This is a genomic window from Cytobacillus luteolus, assembly GCF_017873715.1.
Classification (GTDB): domain Bacteria; phylum Bacillota; class Bacilli; order Bacillales; family Bacillaceae_L; genus Bacillus_BV; species Bacillus_BV luteola.
The window spans coordinates 23861-44362 of the sequence record NZ_JAGGKM010000004.1; the positions used below are offsets into that span (position 1 = coordinate 23861).

The 20502-nt window shown below is 35.6% G+C and carries 23 protein-coding genes and 1 tRNA gene; 7 read left to right on the top strand and 17 right to left on the bottom strand.

What is annotated here, in order from left to right; all coding sequences use genetic code 11:
* Window positions 1–79: 79 nt before the first annotated feature.
* From J2Z26_RS12150 to J2Z26_RS12160, 3 genes are all read left to right on the top strand, one after another.
* Window positions 80–151 (top strand) — tRNA-Gln (locus J2Z26_RS12150).
* Between the two features lie 216 nt (window positions 152–367).
* Window positions 368–1069 (top strand): helix-turn-helix transcriptional regulator, encoded by a 702-nt coding sequence (locus J2Z26_RS12155; protein WP_193535429.1) that lies wholly within the window; start codon window positions 368–370, stop codon window positions 1067–1069.
* 147 nt (window positions 1070–1216) lie between these two features.
* A complete protein-coding gene (locus J2Z26_RS12160; protein ID WP_193469611.1) occupies window positions 1217–1459 on the top strand; it encodes a DUF2626 domain-containing protein in 243 nt (80 codons plus the stop codon).
* A 30-nt stretch (window positions 1460–1489) separates the two neighbouring features.
* Here the strand turns inward: J2Z26_RS12160 and J2Z26_RS12165 are convergent, their stop codons facing one another.
* Together J2Z26_RS12165 and J2Z26_RS12170 are read right to left on the bottom strand one after the other, a co-directional pair.
* On the bottom strand, window positions 1490–2608 hold the full coding sequence (locus J2Z26_RS12165; RefSeq protein WP_193535430.1) for a class I SAM-dependent methyltransferase: 1119 nt from the start codon (window positions 2606–2608) through the stop codon (window positions 1490–1492).
* A gap of 371 nt (window positions 2609–2979) precedes the next feature.
* Window positions 2980–3612: an MBL fold metallo-hydrolase gene (locus J2Z26_RS12170; protein WP_193535431.1), complete on the bottom strand. Its 633-nt coding sequence runs from the start codon at window positions 3610–3612 to the stop codon at window positions 2980–2982.
* A gap of 89 nt (window positions 3613–3701) precedes the next feature.
* Between J2Z26_RS12170 and J2Z26_RS12175 the strand changes: the two genes are divergently transcribed.
* Together J2Z26_RS12175 and J2Z26_RS12180 are read left to right on the top strand one after the other, a co-directional pair.
* Window positions 3702–4208, top strand: a complete 507-nt coding sequence (locus J2Z26_RS12175) for a hypothetical protein (RefSeq protein ID WP_193535432.1) — start codon at window positions 3702–3704, stop codon at window positions 4206–4208.
* 173 nt (window positions 4209–4381) lie between these two features.
* Window positions 4382–4555 carry a DUF2759 domain-containing protein gene (locus J2Z26_RS12180; RefSeq protein WP_193535433.1) on the top strand — a complete coding sequence of 58 codons (174 nt, stop codon included), beginning with the start codon at window positions 4382–4384 and terminating at the stop codon, window positions 4553–4555.
* Between the two features lie 50 nt (window positions 4556–4605).
* Here J2Z26_RS12180 and J2Z26_RS12185 read toward each other — a convergent pair whose 3' ends face one another.
* The 12 genes from J2Z26_RS12185 to J2Z26_RS12240 all read right to left on the bottom strand — a co-directional run bounded on the left by J2Z26_RS12185 (window position 4606) and on the right by J2Z26_RS12240 (window position 16594).
* Window positions 4606–4914: an MTH1187 family thiamine-binding protein gene (locus tag J2Z26_RS12185; RefSeq protein WP_193535434.1), complete on the bottom strand. Its 309-nt coding sequence runs from the start codon at window positions 4912–4914 to the stop codon at window positions 4606–4608.
* A gap of 13 nt (window positions 4915–4927) precedes the next feature.
* Window positions 4928–6058: a YqgU-like beta propeller domain-containing protein gene (locus J2Z26_RS12190; RefSeq protein ID WP_193535435.1), complete on the bottom strand. Its 1131-nt coding sequence runs from the start codon at window positions 6056–6058 to the stop codon at window positions 4928–4930.
* A 169-nt stretch (window positions 6059–6227) separates the two neighbouring features.
* Window positions 6228–7421 carry a M14 family metallopeptidase gene (locus J2Z26_RS12195; RefSeq protein WP_193535436.1) on the bottom strand — a complete coding sequence of 398 codons (1194 nt, stop codon included), beginning with the start codon at window positions 7419–7421 and terminating at the stop codon, window positions 6228–6230.
* A 121-nt stretch (window positions 7422–7542) separates the two neighbouring features.
* Window positions 7543–9435, bottom strand: coding sequence for an LTA synthase family protein (locus J2Z26_RS12200; protein WP_193535437.1), 1893 nt, complete (start codon window positions 9433–9435; stop codon window positions 7543–7545).
* 317 nt (window positions 9436–9752) lie between these two features.
* Window positions 9753–10709, bottom strand: coding sequence for an ROK family glucokinase (locus tag J2Z26_RS12205; protein WP_193535438.1), 957 nt, complete (start codon window positions 10707–10709; stop codon window positions 9753–9755).
* Window positions 10710–10757: 48 nt separating this feature from the next.
* Window positions 10758–10961 carry a YqgQ family protein gene (locus J2Z26_RS12210; RefSeq protein WP_193535439.1) on the bottom strand — a complete coding sequence of 68 codons (204 nt, stop codon included), beginning with the start codon at window positions 10959–10961 and terminating at the stop codon, window positions 10758–10760.
* A 159-nt stretch (window positions 10962–11120) separates the two neighbouring features.
* Entirely contained in the window at window positions 11121–12584 is a 1464-nt protein-coding gene (locus J2Z26_RS12215; protein WP_193535440.1) for a spore germination protein, read from the bottom strand.
* Between the two features lie 264 nt (window positions 12585–12848).
* A complete protein-coding gene (locus J2Z26_RS12220; protein WP_193535441.1) occupies window positions 12849–14030 on the bottom strand; it encodes a rhomboid family intramembrane serine protease in 1182 nt (393 codons plus the stop codon).
* Window positions 14031–14044: 14 nt separating this feature from the next.
* Window positions 14045–14761 carry an HAD family hydrolase gene (locus J2Z26_RS12225; RefSeq protein ID WP_193535442.1) on the bottom strand — a complete coding sequence of 239 codons (717 nt, stop codon included), beginning with the start codon at window positions 14759–14761 and terminating at the stop codon, window positions 14045–14047.
* A 200-nt stretch (window positions 14762–14961) separates the two neighbouring features.
* Window positions 14962–15144, bottom strand: a complete 183-nt coding sequence (locus J2Z26_RS12230) for a hypothetical protein (RefSeq protein WP_193535443.1) — start codon at window positions 15142–15144, stop codon at window positions 14962–14964.
* A gap of 93 nt (window positions 15145–15237) precedes the next feature.
* Window positions 15238–16032 (bottom strand): DUF92 domain-containing protein, encoded by a 795-nt coding sequence (locus J2Z26_RS12235; RefSeq protein ID WP_193535444.1) that lies wholly within the window; start codon window positions 16030–16032, stop codon window positions 15238–15240.
* Window positions 16025–16594, bottom strand: a complete 570-nt coding sequence (locus J2Z26_RS12240; RefSeq protein ID WP_406565548.1) for a 5-formyltetrahydrofolate cyclo-ligase — start codon at window positions 16592–16594, stop codon at window positions 16025–16027. The genes J2Z26_RS12235 and J2Z26_RS12240 overlap by 8 nt, the downstream gene beginning before the upstream one ends.
* 301 nt (window positions 16595–16895) lie before the next feature.
* Between J2Z26_RS12240 and J2Z26_RS22135 the strand changes: the two genes are divergently transcribed.
* Window positions 16896–17135 (top strand): hypothetical protein, encoded by a 240-nt coding sequence (locus tag J2Z26_RS22135; RefSeq protein WP_227413672.1) that lies wholly within the window; start codon window positions 16896–16898, stop codon window positions 17133–17135.
* A 207-nt stretch (window positions 17136–17342) separates the two neighbouring features.
* Window positions 17343–17555, top strand: coding sequence for a BlaI/MecI/CopY family transcriptional regulator (locus tag J2Z26_RS22140; RefSeq protein ID WP_227413690.1), 213 nt, complete (start codon window positions 17343–17345; stop codon window positions 17553–17555).
* 376 nt (window positions 17556–17931) lie between these two features.
* Here J2Z26_RS22140 and rpmG read toward each other — a convergent pair whose 3' ends face one another.
* From rpmG to J2Z26_RS12260, 3 genes are all read right to left on the bottom strand, one after another.
* On the bottom strand, window positions 17932–18081 hold the full coding sequence (rpmG, locus tag J2Z26_RS12250) for a 50S ribosomal protein L33 (RefSeq protein ID WP_193469633.1): 150 nt from the start codon (window positions 18079–18081) through the stop codon (window positions 17932–17934).
* A gap of 220 nt (window positions 18082–18301) precedes the next feature.
* Window positions 18302–19138 carry a nucleotidyltransferase family protein gene (locus J2Z26_RS12255; RefSeq protein WP_193535446.1) on the bottom strand — a complete coding sequence of 279 codons (837 nt, stop codon included), beginning with the start codon at window positions 19136–19138 and terminating at the stop codon, window positions 18302–18304.
* A 6-nt stretch (window positions 19139–19144) separates the two neighbouring features.
* Window positions 19145–20488 (bottom strand): glycosyltransferase family 4 protein, encoded by a 1344-nt coding sequence (locus tag J2Z26_RS12260; RefSeq protein ID WP_193535447.1) that lies wholly within the window; start codon window positions 20486–20488, stop codon window positions 19145–19147.
* Window positions 20489–20502 lie beyond the last annotated feature (14 nt).

A 20502-nucleotide genomic window follows, 5' to 3' on the forward strand; every position in this document is an offset into this window, starting at 1 on the left:
CTGAAATATCCCAAAATATCCTCTTGCGGTGCGGATTCATGACGAATATTCGAGGATGTATCGCTTGATGTTTTTTCAATGGGCTATAGCCAAGCGGTAAGGCAACGGACTTTGACTCCGTCATGCGTTGGTTCAAATCCAGCTAGCCCAGCTATCTTAAAAAGAGCTTACTCTTAGGAGTTAAGCTCTTTTTGACATTTTATTGAATTTTTCTCTTTTTTTGTGAAATAACCATAGTACTGTGATATAAATCATAGCGTTACTACTATGTTCATCGTATATACTATCCCTATACATTAAATGCCGTCTAACATTTTGAAGATATAAAATAAAATGAAATTAGTCTGTAGGGGTAGGAGTGAGAAGGATGGAACAAACATTAAAGATTACAAACGTACTGTCTGATCCAACACGTTATTATATTTATCATTTTGTAATTAAAAGACATGGGGAAGTAACCGTTCAAGAGATTGCTGATGAATTCAATATTCATCCCAATGTAGCTAGACTACACTTAACTAAATTAGAAGATGTGAACATGTTAATTTCAGAGACTAAAAAGACAGGTAAAGGTGGAAGACCTAGTAGGCTTTATCGACTATCAGATGATGTAATACAGTTGCACTTCCCTGCTCGTGATTATAAGCTTCTTGCAAAGATTGCTATACGTTCAATGATGTCGCTCGGTGAGGCTGGTAAAGATGCATTATATGAAACTGGAAGAGTGTTTGGTCAAGAGCTAGTTTCTGGCCATTTGTCAGCAAATAGTGGCTCACCATTAGATTTATCTTTTGAACAGAAATTAGAGATTTTAAAGGACGCTTCTGATACAGCTGGGTTCTATCCTGAATTTCATCATAATCTAGATAAAACAAAAATCTTTTTCAAAATCTATAATTGTCCTTTCAAGGAAGTTGCAAAAACGAATCATGAAACCATCTGTAGGATGCATTTTGCCTTTATAAATGGAATGTTTTCTGTTTTATTTAATGATGTTGAGTTAATTGAAGAAGAAAATATGATGTTAAATTGTGAATCTTGCAGCTATCAAGCACTTATTTCGAATTAACAGTACCAATATGAGGAAAGCTATATCTCAGTGGAGCGTAGTGAAAACTTCACTGGGAGAAGTTTATCGTAAAGTAATATTTACAATTCACTTTAACTTACATTATAATAGTTAAGTGATGGATAGAGGTATAAAGGAGGGATACATATGGATCGTATGTTCCGCGTATTAGGATTTTGGACAGGTATATTCGCAGTAATGTTTTACCTTGGCCACATGGAGCAAACTGCATTACTTTTCTTTGCTCAAACTGGATTCTTTATTCTTTTAAGTTATTTAAAATTGTCTGAACGTATGTATATTTATGTTTTCGGCGCATATTTAGCAATTTTCTTTGCTGGATTTACCTACTGGACAACATTTATGATGGTTCCTGGGGCAACCCATTAAAAAAGCGATGATTACATCGCTTTTTTTTCTTTACCATGATGTTAAGATTTCATCCCATGCTATTGAGATATTTTTCTCTTGGATTACTACGTGAAACGCCGCACTCATGCTACCTTCCATAATTAATGAACGAAGTGCACGGTTTTGTTTACTTTTTTCCGAAAAAGGGTTTGTATCATGGTGTTCTTGTAGGTAATCGAGAATACCTGCAGCTAATAAAAAACGATCTTGCCTTAATTTTGTAACATAATTTAGTCCACTCTTTTCCCCTGCTGTCACCAATGAATCAAAATGAATATGCGTTGTTAAATCCATCTCTCCCGGATGCTCTAGAGCACTCTCAACTAGTTGATGCTTATAATATCCTCTTAGACTACCTTTGCTATGCTCTGGCAGCTTCCATTCTTCATTTGTGTAGCCGTAATCTACTGTGATGACTATGCCCTTGTTGAGCCATATTCCAAGCTTTTCAATATGCTCTTGCATTGCTAGTGGAACTTCAAATCTCTGCTTTTCTTTTAAAGAGATGTTTTGTTCTTCAAGGTACGTAAGGATTGCTTTATTAGACAATGGGATGTACCTTTCAACTAATTTACCTTCATTATCTAGAGCAACCATGACTTCATACAGCTCATTATTATGCTTTTCAATCACGCTTACTGGAAAGGCATCATAAAGTTCATTTGAGAAAATGATTCCGTTAAACTCTGGATATGTCTTTTGCATATCCTCTACACTTTGGAATTGCTCAATGCCACGATGAGTTTCTAGTATGCTTTGTTGAAGTGATTGATGGTAAGGACTACTTTCGATTAATGTATAAGTTAGGCGATCATAAAGGTCTGGATCTTTACTATGTACTTGATCTAAAATTGCTTTTGCGAATCGACCATTTCCTCCACCAATCTCACATAGGTGTGGCTTTAACTCCACTTTTGAAAACAACTTAAGAAATACGTCTGCAAAAAGAATGCCAAACACATTAGAAATGTTGCTAGTTGTTATAAAGTCTCCACCCTTACCGATTTTTTCTTTTTGCTTCATGTAATATCCGAAATCAGGATGGTATAATACGATATTCATATAGTCATCATAAGGTATTTGACCTGTTTTAGACTCGGAAATTACATGTTTTAAATAATCTATCATAATGTCACCTTCTCGTATGTTTGCACTATTGACACTGTAAATACTTTGTTATATCTTTAGAGTAGTAGCTTACAATATCCCCTCCCACCATTATTTTAATAGAGTATCCCTAGAGGTCCCTTCTCGTCGTATGAGAAGGGATTTTTACTTTTTGCGGACTGAGAAGCAGCTATTTGCTTAAAAGAAGCCATTGTGATACTGCTATCGGACTCAAATTCCGTTATTACCTAAAAATCTCACTTAAACACCTCTATTTTGAAGCAATAACGGCCTGTGAGTCCGGAAGCGACCTCAAAAACACCTTTTTGAGTCAAATAAGGGTATTTGAGTCCGCTTCGCTACGTTTCGATCAGCCCTCAACACCCAAACCCCTAAAACCCATGCAAAAACGGATTATCGTCCATCTCAGCCTGAATAGTTGTCTCAGGTCCATGTCCAGATAAAACGATTGTTTCTTCTGGTAAAGAAAGAAGCTTCTTATGGATGCTTGAAAGAAGTAGCTCAGAATTCCCGCCAGGAAGGTCTGTACGCCCGATACTTCCAGCAAATAGAGCGTCACCTGAAAAGACAACTTCCGCTTCCTCATGGTAGAAAGAAACACTACCTGGTGAATGCCCTGGTGTATGGAATAGCTCAAACGTAAATGAACCTACTGTTAACTTTCCTTCTTCCTTAAGATGGACATCTGCGTCGTTTATTCGGACTTCATTCCCCATAAAGAATCTAGAACCATTTAACGAAGAATCACCAAGCCATTTTTTCTCACTTTCATGTATGTATACTTTGATTCCATATTGATTTCTTACTTCATCCACTGCCCCTATATGGTCGAAATGAGCATGTGTTAATAATATTGCTACAGGCTTCAATCCTTGGCGGTTAAGGGTCGAAATTAATTTTTGATCGTCCCCACCTGGATCAAATATTACACATTCTTTCTGTTGATTAGATAAAATATAGGCATTGGTCGATAACGGACCAAGCGGAACTCTTTGCCATTTCATACTATGTACCTCCATTGCAGTTATTATCTTTCTATTTTACACTATAATTAAACTATCGAAAAATGAATACATATAAGGAGGCTTAAATCATGTTATTAAGATTTGGGCTTGAGATGAGTATTGTAAAAGAAAAATTGCCGGGCTACACAGCCACACTAATCAAAGAAGTAGCCAGCATCGCAACTATAATTGACCGTGATGAGCAGCTTCTACTTGTAGCTACTGCCAAAGAAGCGTTAGAATTACAAGATTATCTTATAACAAAAAATCTCTTTGAAGACTTTTTCCTGCTAATTGAGCTTCATAACCCTGAGACGAAAGAAACATTTTACGATTATGGAATCCACTCTCTTCAAGAAAAGGATTATTTATTTCTTGAAATGGTCTCGGTATTTACCATCGAAAGTGGCACAAAAGAACAAATCGAGATGTCTTTGTACCAATTTGAGGAGCACCTTATTTGTATCGATACTTTAGAATCAAAGAAGTATTATTATGTAGATCGTAACTTTATTGAACTAGTAAATAAAATTGCACAAGCATATGACATAGAAGTTTCATTTTTTGACCTCGACAAATTAAGTGAAAAAGATTAAAATAGGTAACGTACAAGTCCGTAAATCTACATATAGAAAGTATAGTAGATCATTAAAATTATGGAAATAATATGAGAAGGTTTATCTTCTCTAGCGTCAGACACTATAGGTTATAAAATAGATCTGACATACACAACAACACTTTATACAATAGTAGTAAGGGGGCAAAATAAATGGGTCTAGTAATTATTTTTGCATTAGTAACTATTTTTTCTGTTTTTGGTGCATTACACTCGATTCGCACTAAAAACCTACTTGGGATTATGTTTTCACTAGGAACTGTAGCTGTTTTTGGTTGGTTCACAATCATGACAGTACTAAACCATGGTTTCCCTGTAGCACACTAAGTCAAAATGAACAAAGCCATCAAGGAACACTATCCTTGATGGCTTTTTATTTACATTTTACTCCGAACACTTTCGAGTTTATCATTCATCTTAACTTTTTTATCACGTCTATCATCAATTCGAATATTCGTTGCCACTCGCTGTATACCTTGATTAAAAGGTGCCTCGTGAATCGCTTGAATAACTTCAAAGAGAGAAGGTAACTCTCCCTCAATTAGTGTGCTCATTGGAGTTAACTGAAAGTTTATAGTACCCTTCTCCTTGTAACTCTCAAGGATTTTTTGTATTTCAGCCACATACTTACTCACACTTGGTGAATCTGTCCCTATAGGGATAACGGTTACATCTACAATAGCCAAATGAAATCTCTCCTTATAATTGTATCAGTTCTTTTACTTCCTTTTCCTTTACATCAATCACATTTTCAAATTGATAACCATATAAGCAGTAATAACCATTAGGTGAAAAGTTAATCGGTAGGCTATCTACATTGGAAAGAATTGTTTCACTTTCCTCTGCATCAAGTGAAAAAGCGATTAGTTCAAATTTTCCGGTATATGTATCATAACTTGCACTTTCATCTGGTAAAAGTGTATAGAATTTCTTTTGATTCGTGACATAATCATGGTAAGGTACATACCATCTAGAATAGGTTGTCAACAAGGGGACCATTATTTCTTTCTTTTTATTCATTGTCCCAGTATCATATAATCTGTAAATCCCTTTAGTTGTTTGGACTTTATCATTACTAACCGTGAAAAGAACGTCCTTAAAGGTTGTAAATGAGATTACGTCTTCCATCAATAGACTTTCTTTGTTTGTTTCAAAATTAAACGTATATAAAGGTGCACTGAACACTGGTTCTTCCTGATTCCATTTCATAAAAGCAATACTCTGTTTATCAAACCATTGCACGAATGGCTCATTAACAGTATATGGAGTTACTGTTTCTTCACCTATCTTTATAACAAATGTTGAAAAAGACCAATCCTCTAAAAAGGCAGTAACAAATACCTCATCTAAGACATTAGGGTTCCATACAAATTGCAAATCAAAGGAGTTTATTTTCCAATCATATACTTTCTCTCCTTCTTTGTTGACAACAAGAAACTCTGCCTCATTCCTTTCACTTGAGGAATGGATTAGAAATAGACTATGATCTTCATTCGCTTTCATTGTGACAATCGGTGAATCTGTATGGTAAAACAACTTTTTCTCTCCTGAGAATAGATGGTAGTAATATAGATCTGACCCTCCATCCTTATCCACGATGTATAAAATACTCTCATCATCAAACCACTCACCAACTGTATTAAATGCTTCTCCATTCATATCAAGAGATATAATCTGTTGACTGGTACTAAAAAAGGGGACGGGTACTTGTCCTTTCAGTACGTCCTTTTCTTCTTTATATGGCATATCACTTACTTCATACAATTGATGAGAGGATTGACAACCTGAAATGAAAATGACAGTAAACAGTAAAGCAAGTAACACTCTCACCAATTTCCTTCACCTCTCATATATAGTCTATTACGATTATGATGCCTAGAAAGTTTCAATTCAAGAGAAAAAAGCCGAATTTCACGGCTTTTTTTTATAGGTCTATTGGTATTTATCGTTCACTGATAGCAAAATTTCATTCGTATAAAATGTGAAATTTGGAAATTACCTACATATACATGGACGCTAAAAATATACCTAGGCTTTCTTCGTATATTTCGTCAAATTGTGTTAAAGGTAACGGATTGACTCCTTCTCCTAATTCAATAGTAAAGCCCGGACGTCGCCATTCTTGAATGAACCAATCCTTGTATCCAGCATGGCTATCAATAAAGCGGACAGACTTATATCCACTAACTCTTTCAAATTCATTCGCAATCACTTCTGCGTATGGAGGCTCCAAATCTTCGTAGCCCCAATAGAATTCTTCCCCTTGGGTATGAAACGCTAACACTCTAGAATAATCTCCTTGCCTCGTTAATTCTGCTATCGCAATAGCTTCGGGCTCTGTTAGTGGAGCATCGCCAGGATAGTCACGGGGAGCTAGAGCTTTAGGCTCTTTACGCTCTTTTTCAATTTCCCATTCTGCAGGGTATTGATTATTTAAATCTACACCACGTATATTGGCCTTCCAATTAGAAAAATCAAGGCTTCCATTATTTATTTCGACCACATCGCTTTTATAGGGTTCTATATTAGGAGGGCCATTTAAAACCAAATCAACACCATCAGGGTTTACCATCGGGACTATAGAAAGGGTAACCTCCTGATAAAATGGATTTGTCGTAAATCCCCGTAATGAAGACATGTTCGTTAGGGAAAGTAAAAACTGGTTAACAAATTTCATGATAATAGCTGTAGTAATCCATTCGTTTGCATGAAATGACCCGTTAATGTGAACGCGCTTGGGTCCGTTTCCAATTTGTATTTCTTGAATGTCTTTCCCCAAGACAGATTTACCAATAGACTGATATCTTACAAATGGATATATATCTGACATATTATTAAGGTCTTTACTCATTAAAGTTGAGTCGTACTCTCTATTTGAATTCACAATAGGTTCTGTGACCCTAGATGGGACAAATATTTCTTCACCAACTTGGAGTGTATTTGGATCCTTGTCTGGATTTAACAATTGAATGGCATCAACTGCAATATTTCTTTTCGTGGCAACTCCCCAAAAGGTGTCACCTTTTTTAATTGTATAAGAAAGCTTACGAAACCCTGGAATATTAATTTCTTGACCAACCTGAACATTTGACACATTTAGGTTACGGTTTGAATCAAGAACTAACTGTAATGGTAGTGCAAACAGCTGACTATAGTACCAGAGTGAATCCCCTGTTCGAACTCTAATTCGCATAAACAATGACCCTCCCTTTAAGGTTCTATTAAACTGTATGTATAAGATTTTACAATCATTCTTAAAGATATAAATACTATGCAGTAGTTAAAAAGCTCTGACCCACCGGCCAGAGCTTTTTTTATTGCTTTAAATTTTGTGATTGATCTTGATAAGACTTTCCATTATAGAAACGAAGTAGATCTCCGTAAACGATTTGATCAGAGTATTCTAATTCTTGCTTAGCCTTTTTCATGAATGGCTCACAGTATGCTTCTTTAGTTGGTTCTCCAGTTGATTTATCATAACACGTATTTTTTGTGTAAACATAGTTTTCAGTGATGAAACTTCCATCTCTTAAAACAGCAAATGATAATTTTTGTTTAGAGAAAACATCAGAACCAAAGTGAACATCCTCTTTCGTATCAATACCCAATAAATGAAGGATAGTTGGTTTTAAATCGATCTGGCCAGAAACCTTAGAATAAGTTTGTGGATCCTTATCTGTTACACCAGGGATATGAATAATAAATGGCACACGTTGAAGTTGCACTGATTCAAATGGTGTAACTTCACGACCTAAGAATTGTTCCATTGCTACGTTATGGTTTTCAGAAATACCGTAATGGTCACCATACATAATAATAATCGAATTATCATACAAACCTTCTTCTTTTAAACGAGTAATGAAGTGTTTAACAGCCTCATCTTGGTAACGAACAGTTGGAAAGTAGCGATTCAATGTTCGGCTATTTGATGTGAATTCATTTACCATTTTATCTTCTGGGTCTAGTTCAAACGGAAAATGATTTGTTAACGTAATAAACTTTGAATAAAACGGTTGTGGTTGAGATTTTAGATGTGCAATGGATTGTTCAAAGAAATCCAAGTCCTTCAATCCCCAGCCCACAGAATTTTCTTCATTTACAACATAATCATTAATTTCAAAGAAACGATCATAACCTAATGCTCCATACATAATGTCACGGTTCCAGAAACTCTTATCGTTAGCATGAAGAACTGAAGAGTAATAACCATAATCTTTAATAATCTCTGGAGTAGCTGTAAATTCATTACCACTATGTGTGAAGAAAACTGCCCCTCTTCCAATTGGATATAGGGAATTGTCTAATAAAAACTCTGAATCTGATGTTTTACCTTGCCCAGTTTGGTGGTAAAAGTTATCAAAATAGTAGCTATCTTTAATAAAATCATTTAAAAATGGAGTGATTTCTTGTCCGTCAATCTTTTCATTAATTACAAAGCTTTGAGTAGACTCCAAAGAAATGACAATCACGTTCTTACCTTGTGCCAATCCAAATAATTCTTCATTAGGTTTCTTTTGGTTTGCTTTTAAATAGTTCTCAATTTCAATAAATGAACTACTATCAGCCATTGCACGTTGTGCCGAAGATTTGGATTGTAGCACAATATCATAAATGTGATAGTTATACGTACCAATGTTCTTTACTAGCATTTCTCTATCAAACGTACGAGTTAACAATTGTGGTCTTTCTGCTTCTGCTAAACCAAGGTTAAAGAAGAACACTGCAGCAACAGTAATAAAATACGTTCTACGTTCTTTCTTCGTGAATGACTCAATACTTGCAAAGTTAGGTTTTAATAAAACAATAGCAAGGATTACCGCAACATCTACAAATAGAAGTAAATCTGTGAATTTAAATAGTTCTGTGAAGCTGCTACCTAAATCCCCCATATTGCTCGTTTGGAACAAGACTGGAATGGTAATAAAGTCGTTAAAGAAACGGTAAAATACAACATTCGCAAATAAGATAAATGATGTAATAATACTTACTGTTAGAATATATGCATTTCTTCTTTTCTCTTTAATAAAGAATGCTAGACCAAATACCAATAGTAAAAAGCTTAATGGATTTATAAAAAGTATAAACTCCTGCATAGGAGACTCTATTTTTATATCGAAGCTAGTTTTATAGACTATATAGGTTTTTATCCATAACAATACGGTTGTTAGAGCTAAAAATTTAATTTTAGAGAACGAAAACTTTCGCATGGTTTTACCTCCTTGTGTCGCTCAAAAATGGATTGTAGGTCACAATTTCCATTTATTAGTTTTGAAGCACGATGAAAATAATCTTAATATGAATTTTACAAAAAAGCAATAATTAATTAATGGAAGGCTAGTAACATTAATAGATACGCAATTTTTATTCAAAGTCTATAGTACTTAGACGAATGAAAAGTAAAAAAGTTTCGGTAGAACCAAAAGTTTATATTTTCAAAAAATTTAAAGAAGCTTCAACTTAATTGGAATTCCAAAAAAGTTGAAGCTTCTACTCCATTTGACCTATATAGTCTTCAAAAATAATTTTATAGTAAGTTAGTCTTAGCTAGCCAAGCTCCTCCAATCACACCTGCATCATTTCCTAATGTTGCAATTGAGATTTTTGCCCCAAGTCCTACACGAGGAAATACATATCGATGAAAATGTTCAGAAACAGACTGAACTAAAATATCTCCAGCCTTAGATACGCCACCACCTAATACAATCTTCTCCGGATTTAGTCCATTCGCCAAGTTAGCAAGAGCAAAACCTAAATGGAAGCTAATGTAATCAAGAACTTCCTTGGCTAATTCATCCCCGACACTCGCAGCATCAAATACGTGTTTAGAAGTAATGGTTCCATTACGTTCAAATTCTTCACGTAAAACGCTAGGTCTAGAATGTTCATTTAACTTCTCAATTGTGATACGAACCACTCCAGTTGCTGAGGCTATTGTTTCAAGGCAGCCTGATTTGCCACAGTTACAAGGAGCACCACCATCTGTAATGGAGGTTATATGCCCAATTTCACCAGCAGCACCATTTACACCGTGAACGATATTTCCATTCGCAATAATGCCACCACCTACTCCTGTTCCAAGAGTTACACAGATTAGATCCTTAGACCCTTCACCCGCACCCTTCCACATTTCACCTATAGCAGCTATGTTCGCATCATTATCGATAATAGCAGACAGTCCTGTTTCAACCTCTAACTGATCCTTTAACGGAAAGTCCTTCCACCCTAAATTTACAGCTTCATAAACAACACCTGTATCCATATTCACTGGACCAGGTGCTCCCATCCCGATTCCTAGTAGTTTACTCTTAGGTTGATTTAATTCTTCAAGCTTTGAATCAATCGCCTTTGCTACATCTGTTGTGATTTGTGCTTTATTCGTTGGAATTTCCCATTTTTCAATGATTTCTCCGTAGTAACTAACGAAGGCCATTTTAATTGTTGTTCCTCCTAGGTCTACCCCTACTAACCACTGGTCTTTCATCTCTAATCATCCTTTATTTAAAATTTTTAGCTTTTAATGACACTATTATTAATTTAGCTTTTTTGATTCCTTTGCCATTTCTTGACGAAGCAAAAGAATCGCCTTTTGAAACTGTTTTATATCAATCATGTTTGATTGATAAAGTTCCCTTACCTCTTCTTCCATTAATTCTAAGTCAGCTAGTCTGTCTCCTAGGTAAATATAAGTTCCATAGGTCTTTAGTAACTGTCTAACATCAAATATGCTATTCATATTTTCCCCTCTTAAGTCGAGTTTCTTCCTATTAATATGTATTATTCAGAGAATTTAAAAATCAGCTACTATTAATACTCTTCCCATTTAGAGTATTAAAAAACGGAACGATGTGCAAGAGCAGACAGAAAAAAATAAAGAGTGCCGATTAGACACTCTTTAACGATCAGGATCTTCAGGATGTAATACAGGTGGTCTCTTATTTTTCAAAGGGATTGGCGCTCTGAATAAAACAGAGCGAAATGCACGATAGGAAAATGGAATAAACGGCCAAAAATATGGAACATTGAAGGATTTCATTCTAGATAGAAGAATAATCCAGAGAGTAACTGCAATAACAAATCCAACAACATTAAATGCAGCCGCTGCAATCAGGAAGAAAATCCTAACTATTCGATTGGCAAGGCTTAATTCATAACTAGGGGTAGCAAAAGTCCCAATTGCTACAACTGCAAAGTATAGTACTACTTCATTCGTGAATAGTCCAACTTCTACTGCTACTTGTCCAATCAATAAGGCTGCCACTAACCCTAGTGCTGTTGCAAGAGAGGTAGGTGTATGTACAGCTGCCATCCGGAGCATATCGAGCCCTATCTCAATTAATATAAATTGGACAAATAAAGGGATATTTCCCATTTCATTCGGACCAATGAAGCTTAAATTCTCTGGTAAAAGCTCTGGGTTTACAGATAATAAGTACCAGATTGGCAGCAGAAATAGTGAAGCCCAAACTGCCACATAACGAACCATACGTAAATAGGCTCCTACCACTGGTTTGTTTCGATATTCTTCTGCGTGCTGTAAATGATGCCAAAAGGTGGTAGGCGTGATGAGAACACTTGGTGAACCATCAACAAAGATGATAACGTGTCCTTCATATAGGTGTGCAGCTGCCGTGTCGGGTCTTTCTGTATAACGTACAACCGGATATGGGTTCCAATGTCTTCCGGAAATAAATTCCTCTATTGTTTTCTCTGCCATTGGTAATCCATCTGTATCAATTTTATCAATCGACTTTTTAACCTCATTTACGTGCTCTGGATCTGCAATATCCTCTATGTAGCAAACGACTATGTCTGTTTTTGAACGTCTTCCGACTTGCAAATATTCCATTCGTAGAGAACGATCTCTAATTCTCCTTCTTGTTAAAGCAGTATTAAATACAATCGTTTCTACAAATCCATCTCTAGAGCCGCGAACCACTCTTTCTGTATCAGGTTCTTGTGGTCCCCTAACTGGATAAGTTCTAGCATCTATTATGATCGCTTGATCTAACCCATCAACAAGTAAGACAGTTGGGCCAGCTAAGACAGAGTCTACAACATTATCTAAATCATCAACTTTTTCAACTTCAACATAAGGAATATATGTCTTTAGTAATTTATCAAGTGTATCTCCTTTTAGACTCTGCTCATCTAGGTTGGCTAGAAACTTCATAATTAGATGAAGGATATCATCCTTAGCAAATCCATCGATTAAAAACATTGACATGTCTTTACCAGCATATTTCAAATCTAACTGAATCACATCAAAGCTTTTGTCGACACCAAGCCTATCTTTTAAATAGGAAACATTATCTTGTAAGTTTGATGTCACTGGATGTTTTGGTTGCTCAGTTGTCAATTTTACCACTCCTATCAAATCGAAAGAAAGAGGCGCACCTTTCTCACGCTAAACAATTGTACGTAGTTCCTTCACGTCCATCTTTGACTTATTTATGGGAATACATACATGAAATGGTAAAGATTGCATAATATTAATTAACCAACAAGAAAATAACTATACTACTATTATTTCTTGGGCAATTTCCACTTCCTAGAACACAATAAAAAAAGTGGTGTGAAAATTATTACTCATTTTAAAATAAGCAATAATAACACATCCACTCTAAATTCCAAATCCTATAATGAGAAATGAAACCGTTAGTAACACAGTTAAAATAAAATAAAAAACGCTATTTTTATATAACTTTTTCTCTGGTAATGAAACAATCCCTGAAGCTAGAAAACCACCTATTAATCCCCCAATATGTCCTGCATTATCAATGCCGGGTACGATAAATCCAAATGCTAAATTGATGATTATTATAGTAATGATATTGTTGCCCATAGTCCTGAAGAACAGTTTTGGATAGGACATTCCAAAAAATAATAAGGCTCCAAATAATCCAAATATTGCCCCAGAGGCACCGGCTGAAATAGATGAACTAAATATAAAACTCCCCAAACTTCCAGCAAATCCGGCAAAAATATACAAAATTAAAAAACGAGTCCTACCAAAAATACGTTCAACTGCACTTCCAAGAAAATAGAGAGCAAGTGTGTTCATTAATAAATGGAAGATTCCTATATGTAATACAATAGGTGTGAAAAATCGCCACCATTCTCCATTTAATATTAAGTTATTTTCTTTTGCACCAAACGCTAATAGTGTATCTATGTTTGTACTTCCTCCGCGTAGTTCAAGAAGTACATACATAATGAGCTGTATTGTGATAAAAAAATAGGTGAAAAATGGTTTACTATATTGGAAAATACGTTGTTCACTTTTAATCCTTCTTTGTGTTTCCTGTAGCACTTCCCTTTTCAATGCCTCAATGCCGCTAGTATCAATTAGAGGACCAGGGGTATTTTTGAAGTCTTCAATTGAGAAATCTGCTAAAAGTTGTGGTCGACTATCTTCTTTTGCTGAATCCGCGTGAAGAAGGAAGGTTTTCATATTTATTTTTGTTCGATTATCTTTGATATGTAAAGGTTCTTCAAGTCTATTTTGATAATCATCAACAGGTGGGTAGGTGGACACATATATATTAGCTACGTCTATCTTTTTAAGACCAAGTTGCTTACTAACACTTCTAACTTTTTGAAGGGTATTCTCCATGTCTCGTTGCATCCAATTTCCCCAGTCTAAATCATAACGTAGTATGCGAACTAACTTAGGTAAATCCCGTTCAGATGATTCTAGCCATATTTCCTGACTTGTTGTTGATATCTGCAATACTCGGTATTCCTTTTCAAGAACCAACGTTCTAGTCAGCTTCCAAAAGGTATAATCTTGTCTAAAAACCATTAGTTCCCCCCTTTCTATTTTAACAATAGATTGGATAATTCAGAAACACTTCTAACCTCTATGCTGGTCCCTTTTTGCATAACAGGTTTTTCATTCCTTGTATTAAAATATATAGCATCCCACTTTGCGTTGGTCGCACCTTCAACATCGAGTTCCCAGGAATCACCTACATACACACACCGATCATTTTTTGTACCAAGTCTTTCTTTTGCAATATCAAAGATTTGAGCAGATGGCTTCGCTACTTTAACTGCGTCTGAAATGATAATACTTTCAAAAAAAGGATATAGTCCCGCCTTCTTAAGCTTGTTATATTGTATTTCGCTATTACCATTAGTTATGATTCCTAGTTTCTTACCACTCAATTTAAGCCACTCTAACATGGTCTCTATACCTTTGAAGGGGACTACAAATTGGGCAACATGTTTATGAAACAATTCTTGCAGCCGGTCGGCTTGATGAATAGTAGTTCGAATTCCCAGTTCTTCCATGGATGAAATAAATCTTGCTCTTCTGTATTCTTGTCTACTCATTGCTTTTTGTGAATATGCAGGCCAGTATAAATCACAATATTTTTTAAAGATTGTAAACCACTGTGTAATAGAAATCTCTTGCTGGCTTTTATTTTCGGCTAATAACAAAGCAAGGCAGTATGTCATTGTTCTTTCAAATGTTTTTTCATAATTAATGATTGTATTATCAAGGTCAAAGCAAATGATTTCCCATTTCATTTCTACCTTTTCCCTTCAATTAAAGGTTAAGTAATATACAAAGGTGTTATTCGGTAGAATAACATAACTCTGGACATAGGTCATTTTCCAGCAGTATTACAATAAATCCTAAGCTTTAACTGATCTATTTATAAAAAAATTGGGCTTTCGATTAAAGAGTTGTAAGTTCGTCTTTAGTCGAAAGCCTTTGTTGGAGTTTTTTAGTAACGAAATGCCTGTCTCATAAAGCGATCTCGTAAGAAAGGAATATTCATTGCAATCGAGACAAAATATCTTCGTATGGATGGGTTACCAAGTAAGCCATTCATTATCTTATAACGGTAACGGTAAAAAGCGTATACTCCTCCGAGTATAACAAAGAGTCTTGTAATACCATTTAACATCGTATATCCCTCCTCATCTTATTTTTTGAAGTTTCACCTTTTTTTATACTGAACGAAGGCTGGCAAAACTTTAAGAAATGGAGGGAGTTAAACTTACATTAAAAATAAGAACGAGATAAGACCCGCAATGATGGCTGAAAATAAAATAGATAGGAAATTAACTAAATCATTATTTATAGCCGGGTACCCTTTATGTTGAACAGTTCTACAATCACAGTGAATGGTCTTTTCTGTTTCAACATTACAAACGTTACACTTGAAACTTACCTGGACTGTTGCCCCTAAAAGTGTATCCATGATATTACCGGCAAAACCAACAAAAACTAATAGTACGGTTATGTAGATCGTTACGTCCCAGTACAAGTAAGACAAAAGACAAATAAATATAGACCCAAACAAGGCAGCAATTGTCCCTAAACTGGATACAGCACCAGATGTACCAGGATCCACTTGCTTAAGGCTAGTAATCAAAAATGGTCTTTTTTTACTTAATGAACCTATTTCAGATGCCCAAGTATCAGCGTTAGCTGCAGCGATTGATGCAATAAATGCAGAAAACAACATCGGTGAAGGAAAAACAGCCATTGCTATTCCTAGAATGGCAGGTACACCGCCATTAGCCATCACTTGAACACCATCCCGCTGCTCTCCTTTTTCAATCTTTCCGGAAATATGTTTTTCTTTATAATCACTTTTATATTTACTCCACAGACTTGAGCTTGCAAAAAAAGCCCCTAATAGCATCAATCCACCATACCCAAAACCGATTGCAACAGAAATTCCTACAAGTGTCGTTGCAAAACCACCTAATTTAGTTAAGGATTTTAATTTATATCCAATAACCGCAACAATTACGCTAAGAATAGAAGGTAGAATGAGCTCACTCATGGCAGTTTATTACCTGTGTGGTGGTAACAATCTTATTTACAGGCAAATCAAAAGATTCAATTGGAAGTTCATCTATAAACTGAATTGGGAAAGCCAGGGCTACCGTAGTCCCTTTATATGCTTCCAAGTACCGATCATAATAACCCCCACCATGTCCTAGTCGATAACCTTTAGCTGTAAAGTATAACCCAGGTACAAATAGAAGTTGGATTTCATCTTGATTCACTTCTTTTGTCAAAGCCTCAATAGGTTCCTTTAATCCAAAGTAGACAACCTCTAATTGATCAAAGGAGGTTATTTCGTGAAATGTCATTGTCTTAGTAGCTGGATGGCACTTCGGGACGACAACTCTCTTATTAGAATTCCATGCTTCTTTAATAAGCTCTAAAGTATTTGGTTCGATTTCCCCTGAGATTGTTATTCCAATGGTATCAGACTGAATCCACTCATCCATTTTCACTACATTCTCTGTAATATCAGCTGATAACATTAAACGAGACTGTTCAGATAGTGATAAAATCTCATCTTTAATCTCCGCACGTAGCTGTTTTTTCGTTTTCACCAACTACACCCCCTGACTTATCTAAAATAATTTTATCATAATTAGCTAAATATGAAGGACATGAAGTTTGGGAAATTTTATAATTTGTGGTATCGAACTCGTTTGCTCAACTGTTTTGAACCTGTCCGTGTCACCTCTTGATTCGGACATGTTTGGATTAGGTTAAACTAAACCTTATCAAAAATAAAATAGATTTTGACCAAAAACCACTCCTTAAGGATGGAAAAGGCTAGATGAGATGATTCATTGGAATTATTAAATGTCTATGTTGTGAATGTTCTATTAGATAGGAGAGGGGTGTATGGGATTTGAAGAAGAATATCTGGCCTTTTTAAATACTCACTTACAGGCAAGAACCGGTGAACGGTTGCGGCGCCTACAAGAAGGTCACCAACAGGCCGAAATGTTGTTTTTGAAGCAAGTGTGGTGGCCATTTACAAATTTAAGTATCTTCATCCTGAATATGAAGTTGATGATTTCAAGGATGGCAAGAGGTATTTGGATTTTGCTTATATTCGTCCTGGTATCCGGATTTGCTTAGACGTCGACGGATATGGTTTTCACCTAAAAAACATCAGCAGATGGCAATTTTCCGACAACCTAGACCGACAAAACCAACTGGTGATTGATAAATGGACCGTGATCCGCTTTTCTTTTGACCAAGTAAAAGAGAACCCCCGTAGATGCCAACAGGTTGTTCAGCAAGTGATAGGGTCGATGGCTAGGTGATGAGCTGGACCAGACATCTCTGTCCTTACTTGAAAAGGAAGTACTTAGGCTTGTGATTCGAAAAGGAAAAGACATAACCCCAACAGAAGTCGAGAAGTATTTAAAGCTAAGTGACAAGACGGTAAAAAAAGTACTTACTCAACTAGTCGAAAAAAAGATGCTAGTTCCTGCATCTGGAACAATGAGGATTCGCTCTTATCGATTAGGGAGGCAGGTTAATGACCCGGTTTGATTAATAGATGGAAGAATTCCGCTTAATTTAGTAATTTTAATATAAATAGCTCAAATAGACGGAGAAATTCCGCTTATTGACTCAAAAAACGTGAAATTGTGGTAGTTTGCCTTGAATAAACGGAAAATCTCCACTTATTTACCTCGAAACGAGTTCCATTCTGTATTTAGCCGGAAAATCTCCACTTAATTTTCTATATGGTTTCAGCAATCAAAATGAGAGATGAGCACCTCACTTTAATGCGTCAGAAGAACCTGTCTATACGTTTGACAAACCCTACCTGAACCTATCCAAATAACCTCTCAATACGGATTCGTTACTCAAAACACCAACTATCGAACAATAAAAAAAACAGTAGGAATTAAATTCCTACTGCTTACTTTGTTTCACGGTGAAGAGTTACCTTTTTCAATCTTGGGCTGTATTTTTTCATCTCAAGACGATCTGGGTTATTACGCTTATTTTTAGTTGTAATATAGTTACGATCACCAGTTTCTGTGCAAGCTAAAGTGATTTTAACACGCATCGTTATATCCCTCCAAACACATGTAAATTGAACTCATCTATAAAGATGATTTTTTAGATTGGATTTGAACTTATCTACCCTCCGAATACAGTATAATCTTAGGTAAAAAGACCATACTGAAAGCTCGGACAATCGAAAGCTTCAATCAGACTTAATTATCATATCATTTTTCTTGTCGAAATGCCAGTTTATTTTTTTCTACATTATAATTACCTTGTATTTATTTTTTATGACTCATACGTAATGCCGTAAACATGGACTTATTTATACGAACTTTATATTTTTTTTGAGTCATCCTTCTTCTTATAAACCCATATGTAGGTGGTTTTCCTACAACTTTAACTTTTACCTTACTCTCTAGTAAATCAAGCTCAGTTTGCCTATAGCGTTCATAACATCCTATATCAGACCAATATCCATTACAGAGAAAGCCGTATAGTCCCTCTTTATTCTCGATTAACTTCGGAAATAGATCGTGACTAAAATCATAAAATGTTTCACTACCCCAATAAGAGAATATATTAGGGCTTACAATATAAATCCCAGTATTAACTGTGTTAGTAAAAACATCTTCCCATTCAAGTGGCTTCTCTAAAAATCGACACACTATTCCTTTGTCATCTGTCTGTACTAAACCATACTGCAAGGGGTTTTCTACCTCTTTTAATAAGATTGTTAAAAGTGCACCTTTCTCTAAATGATACTGAATCGCTTCAGTTAAATTAATGTCTGTTAGGATATCACCACTAACTACAATAAACGGTTCGTTTAAGAAATCTTTAGCATTTTGTATACCACCAGCTGTCCCCATTGGCTGGTTTTCATGAAAATAAGATAATGATACACCGAGCCTACTTCCATCACCAAAGTAATCTTTTATGTTTTTACTTAAATAGTGGGTTGTTATGGCTATGCTAGTTATTCCATGTTGTTTCAATAAATCAATGCTGTATTCCATCACAGGCTTATTTAAAAGAGGCACCATGGGCTTTGGTAGATTATCTGTTAGAGGTCGTAATCTTTTACCTTTCCCACCGGCGATAATGACACCCTTCATGTATCTTTACCCCCTAATTGTTGATGATAAAAGTAATTCCTTATATAGTCTACTTGTGTCATCAGCAATTTTATGCCAGTTGTACTTCGATTTAACTTTTTCTTTCGCATTAAGCCCTAATCTGTGTGCAATTTCATCATTATCTAATAGATAAAGAATCTTTTCGGTTAAGTCATTTACATCTCCTGGTTTTATTTTTATGCCCGTAACATGGTCTTCAATGATACTTGTCAATCCACCTGTATCAGACACGATAGTTGGTTTTCCATTGATCATTCCTTCTAAGGCAACAATACCAAAGGGTTCGTATGTACTCGGAAATAATGCAATATTACATTTTTTAAATAGGGCATTTCGTTCTTGATCATTAATAAAACCGATAAAGTTTATATGATGATCAAGACCCCGTTCGTTAATAATGGTTTGATAACGTTTTAAGAGTGGACCTTCCCCAGCAATTAAAAATAAGGATAACGGGTAACGCTGTATAATCTGAGGAGCAGCATCAATGATCATTTCAAATCCTTTTTCATTGACAATTCTTCCGATAGAAAAAATAAGGTGACTATACGGTCTGCCAATACTATCTGTCAGTAGTTCGGTATTATCCGTCTCTTTAAATTGGTTTGGGTCAACCCCATTTGGAATTACATCAATCTCATGTTGAGTAAGCGAAAAGATTGATTCTACCTCATTTTTCATGTAGTCACTACAAACAATAACATGATCTGCTTCATCAACAAGTCTTTGTTCTTTTTCATGTATTAAATGATTTGTTTGCGTAAAAAGTCCATTATTTCTTCCCCACTCAGTTGCATGAATAGTTACCATAAGAGGCTTCCTTCGAATGGTTTGAAGGGTTAATGCAGCCTCACCAACAAGCCAGTCATGTGCATGAATCAAATGAATAGAAAATTGATCCATTACCTCAAGAGCCTTAACAGCCAACTTAATATTTAATTCACGAACCCACTTAAGGAAATGGATGGAATTAAAATCACCTATAGAAACACGGTGTACATGGACACCGTCGATGACCTCATACAGAGGTGCGCCATCTAGCGTTGTTGTTAATACATGAATGGTAAGTCCTTTATGGACTAAGTGTCTTGAAAGGTCATATACGTGACGTGCTAGACCACCAACAACATGTGGGGGAAACTCCCAGCTTAGCATTAAAATTGCTAGTGCATCTTTTTCTTTTAATGGAAGTTGGTTTGTGTTTATTTCTGGTAAATTAAGATTAAAGGAACGAAGGGATTTTACTTCTTCATCAGTTAAGCGATCTTCACAAGAATAAGAAGTATATGTACTAAAGTTCTCTTGCCAGGTATTATTTTGTTTTTTCAACTTCTCACCCCCTC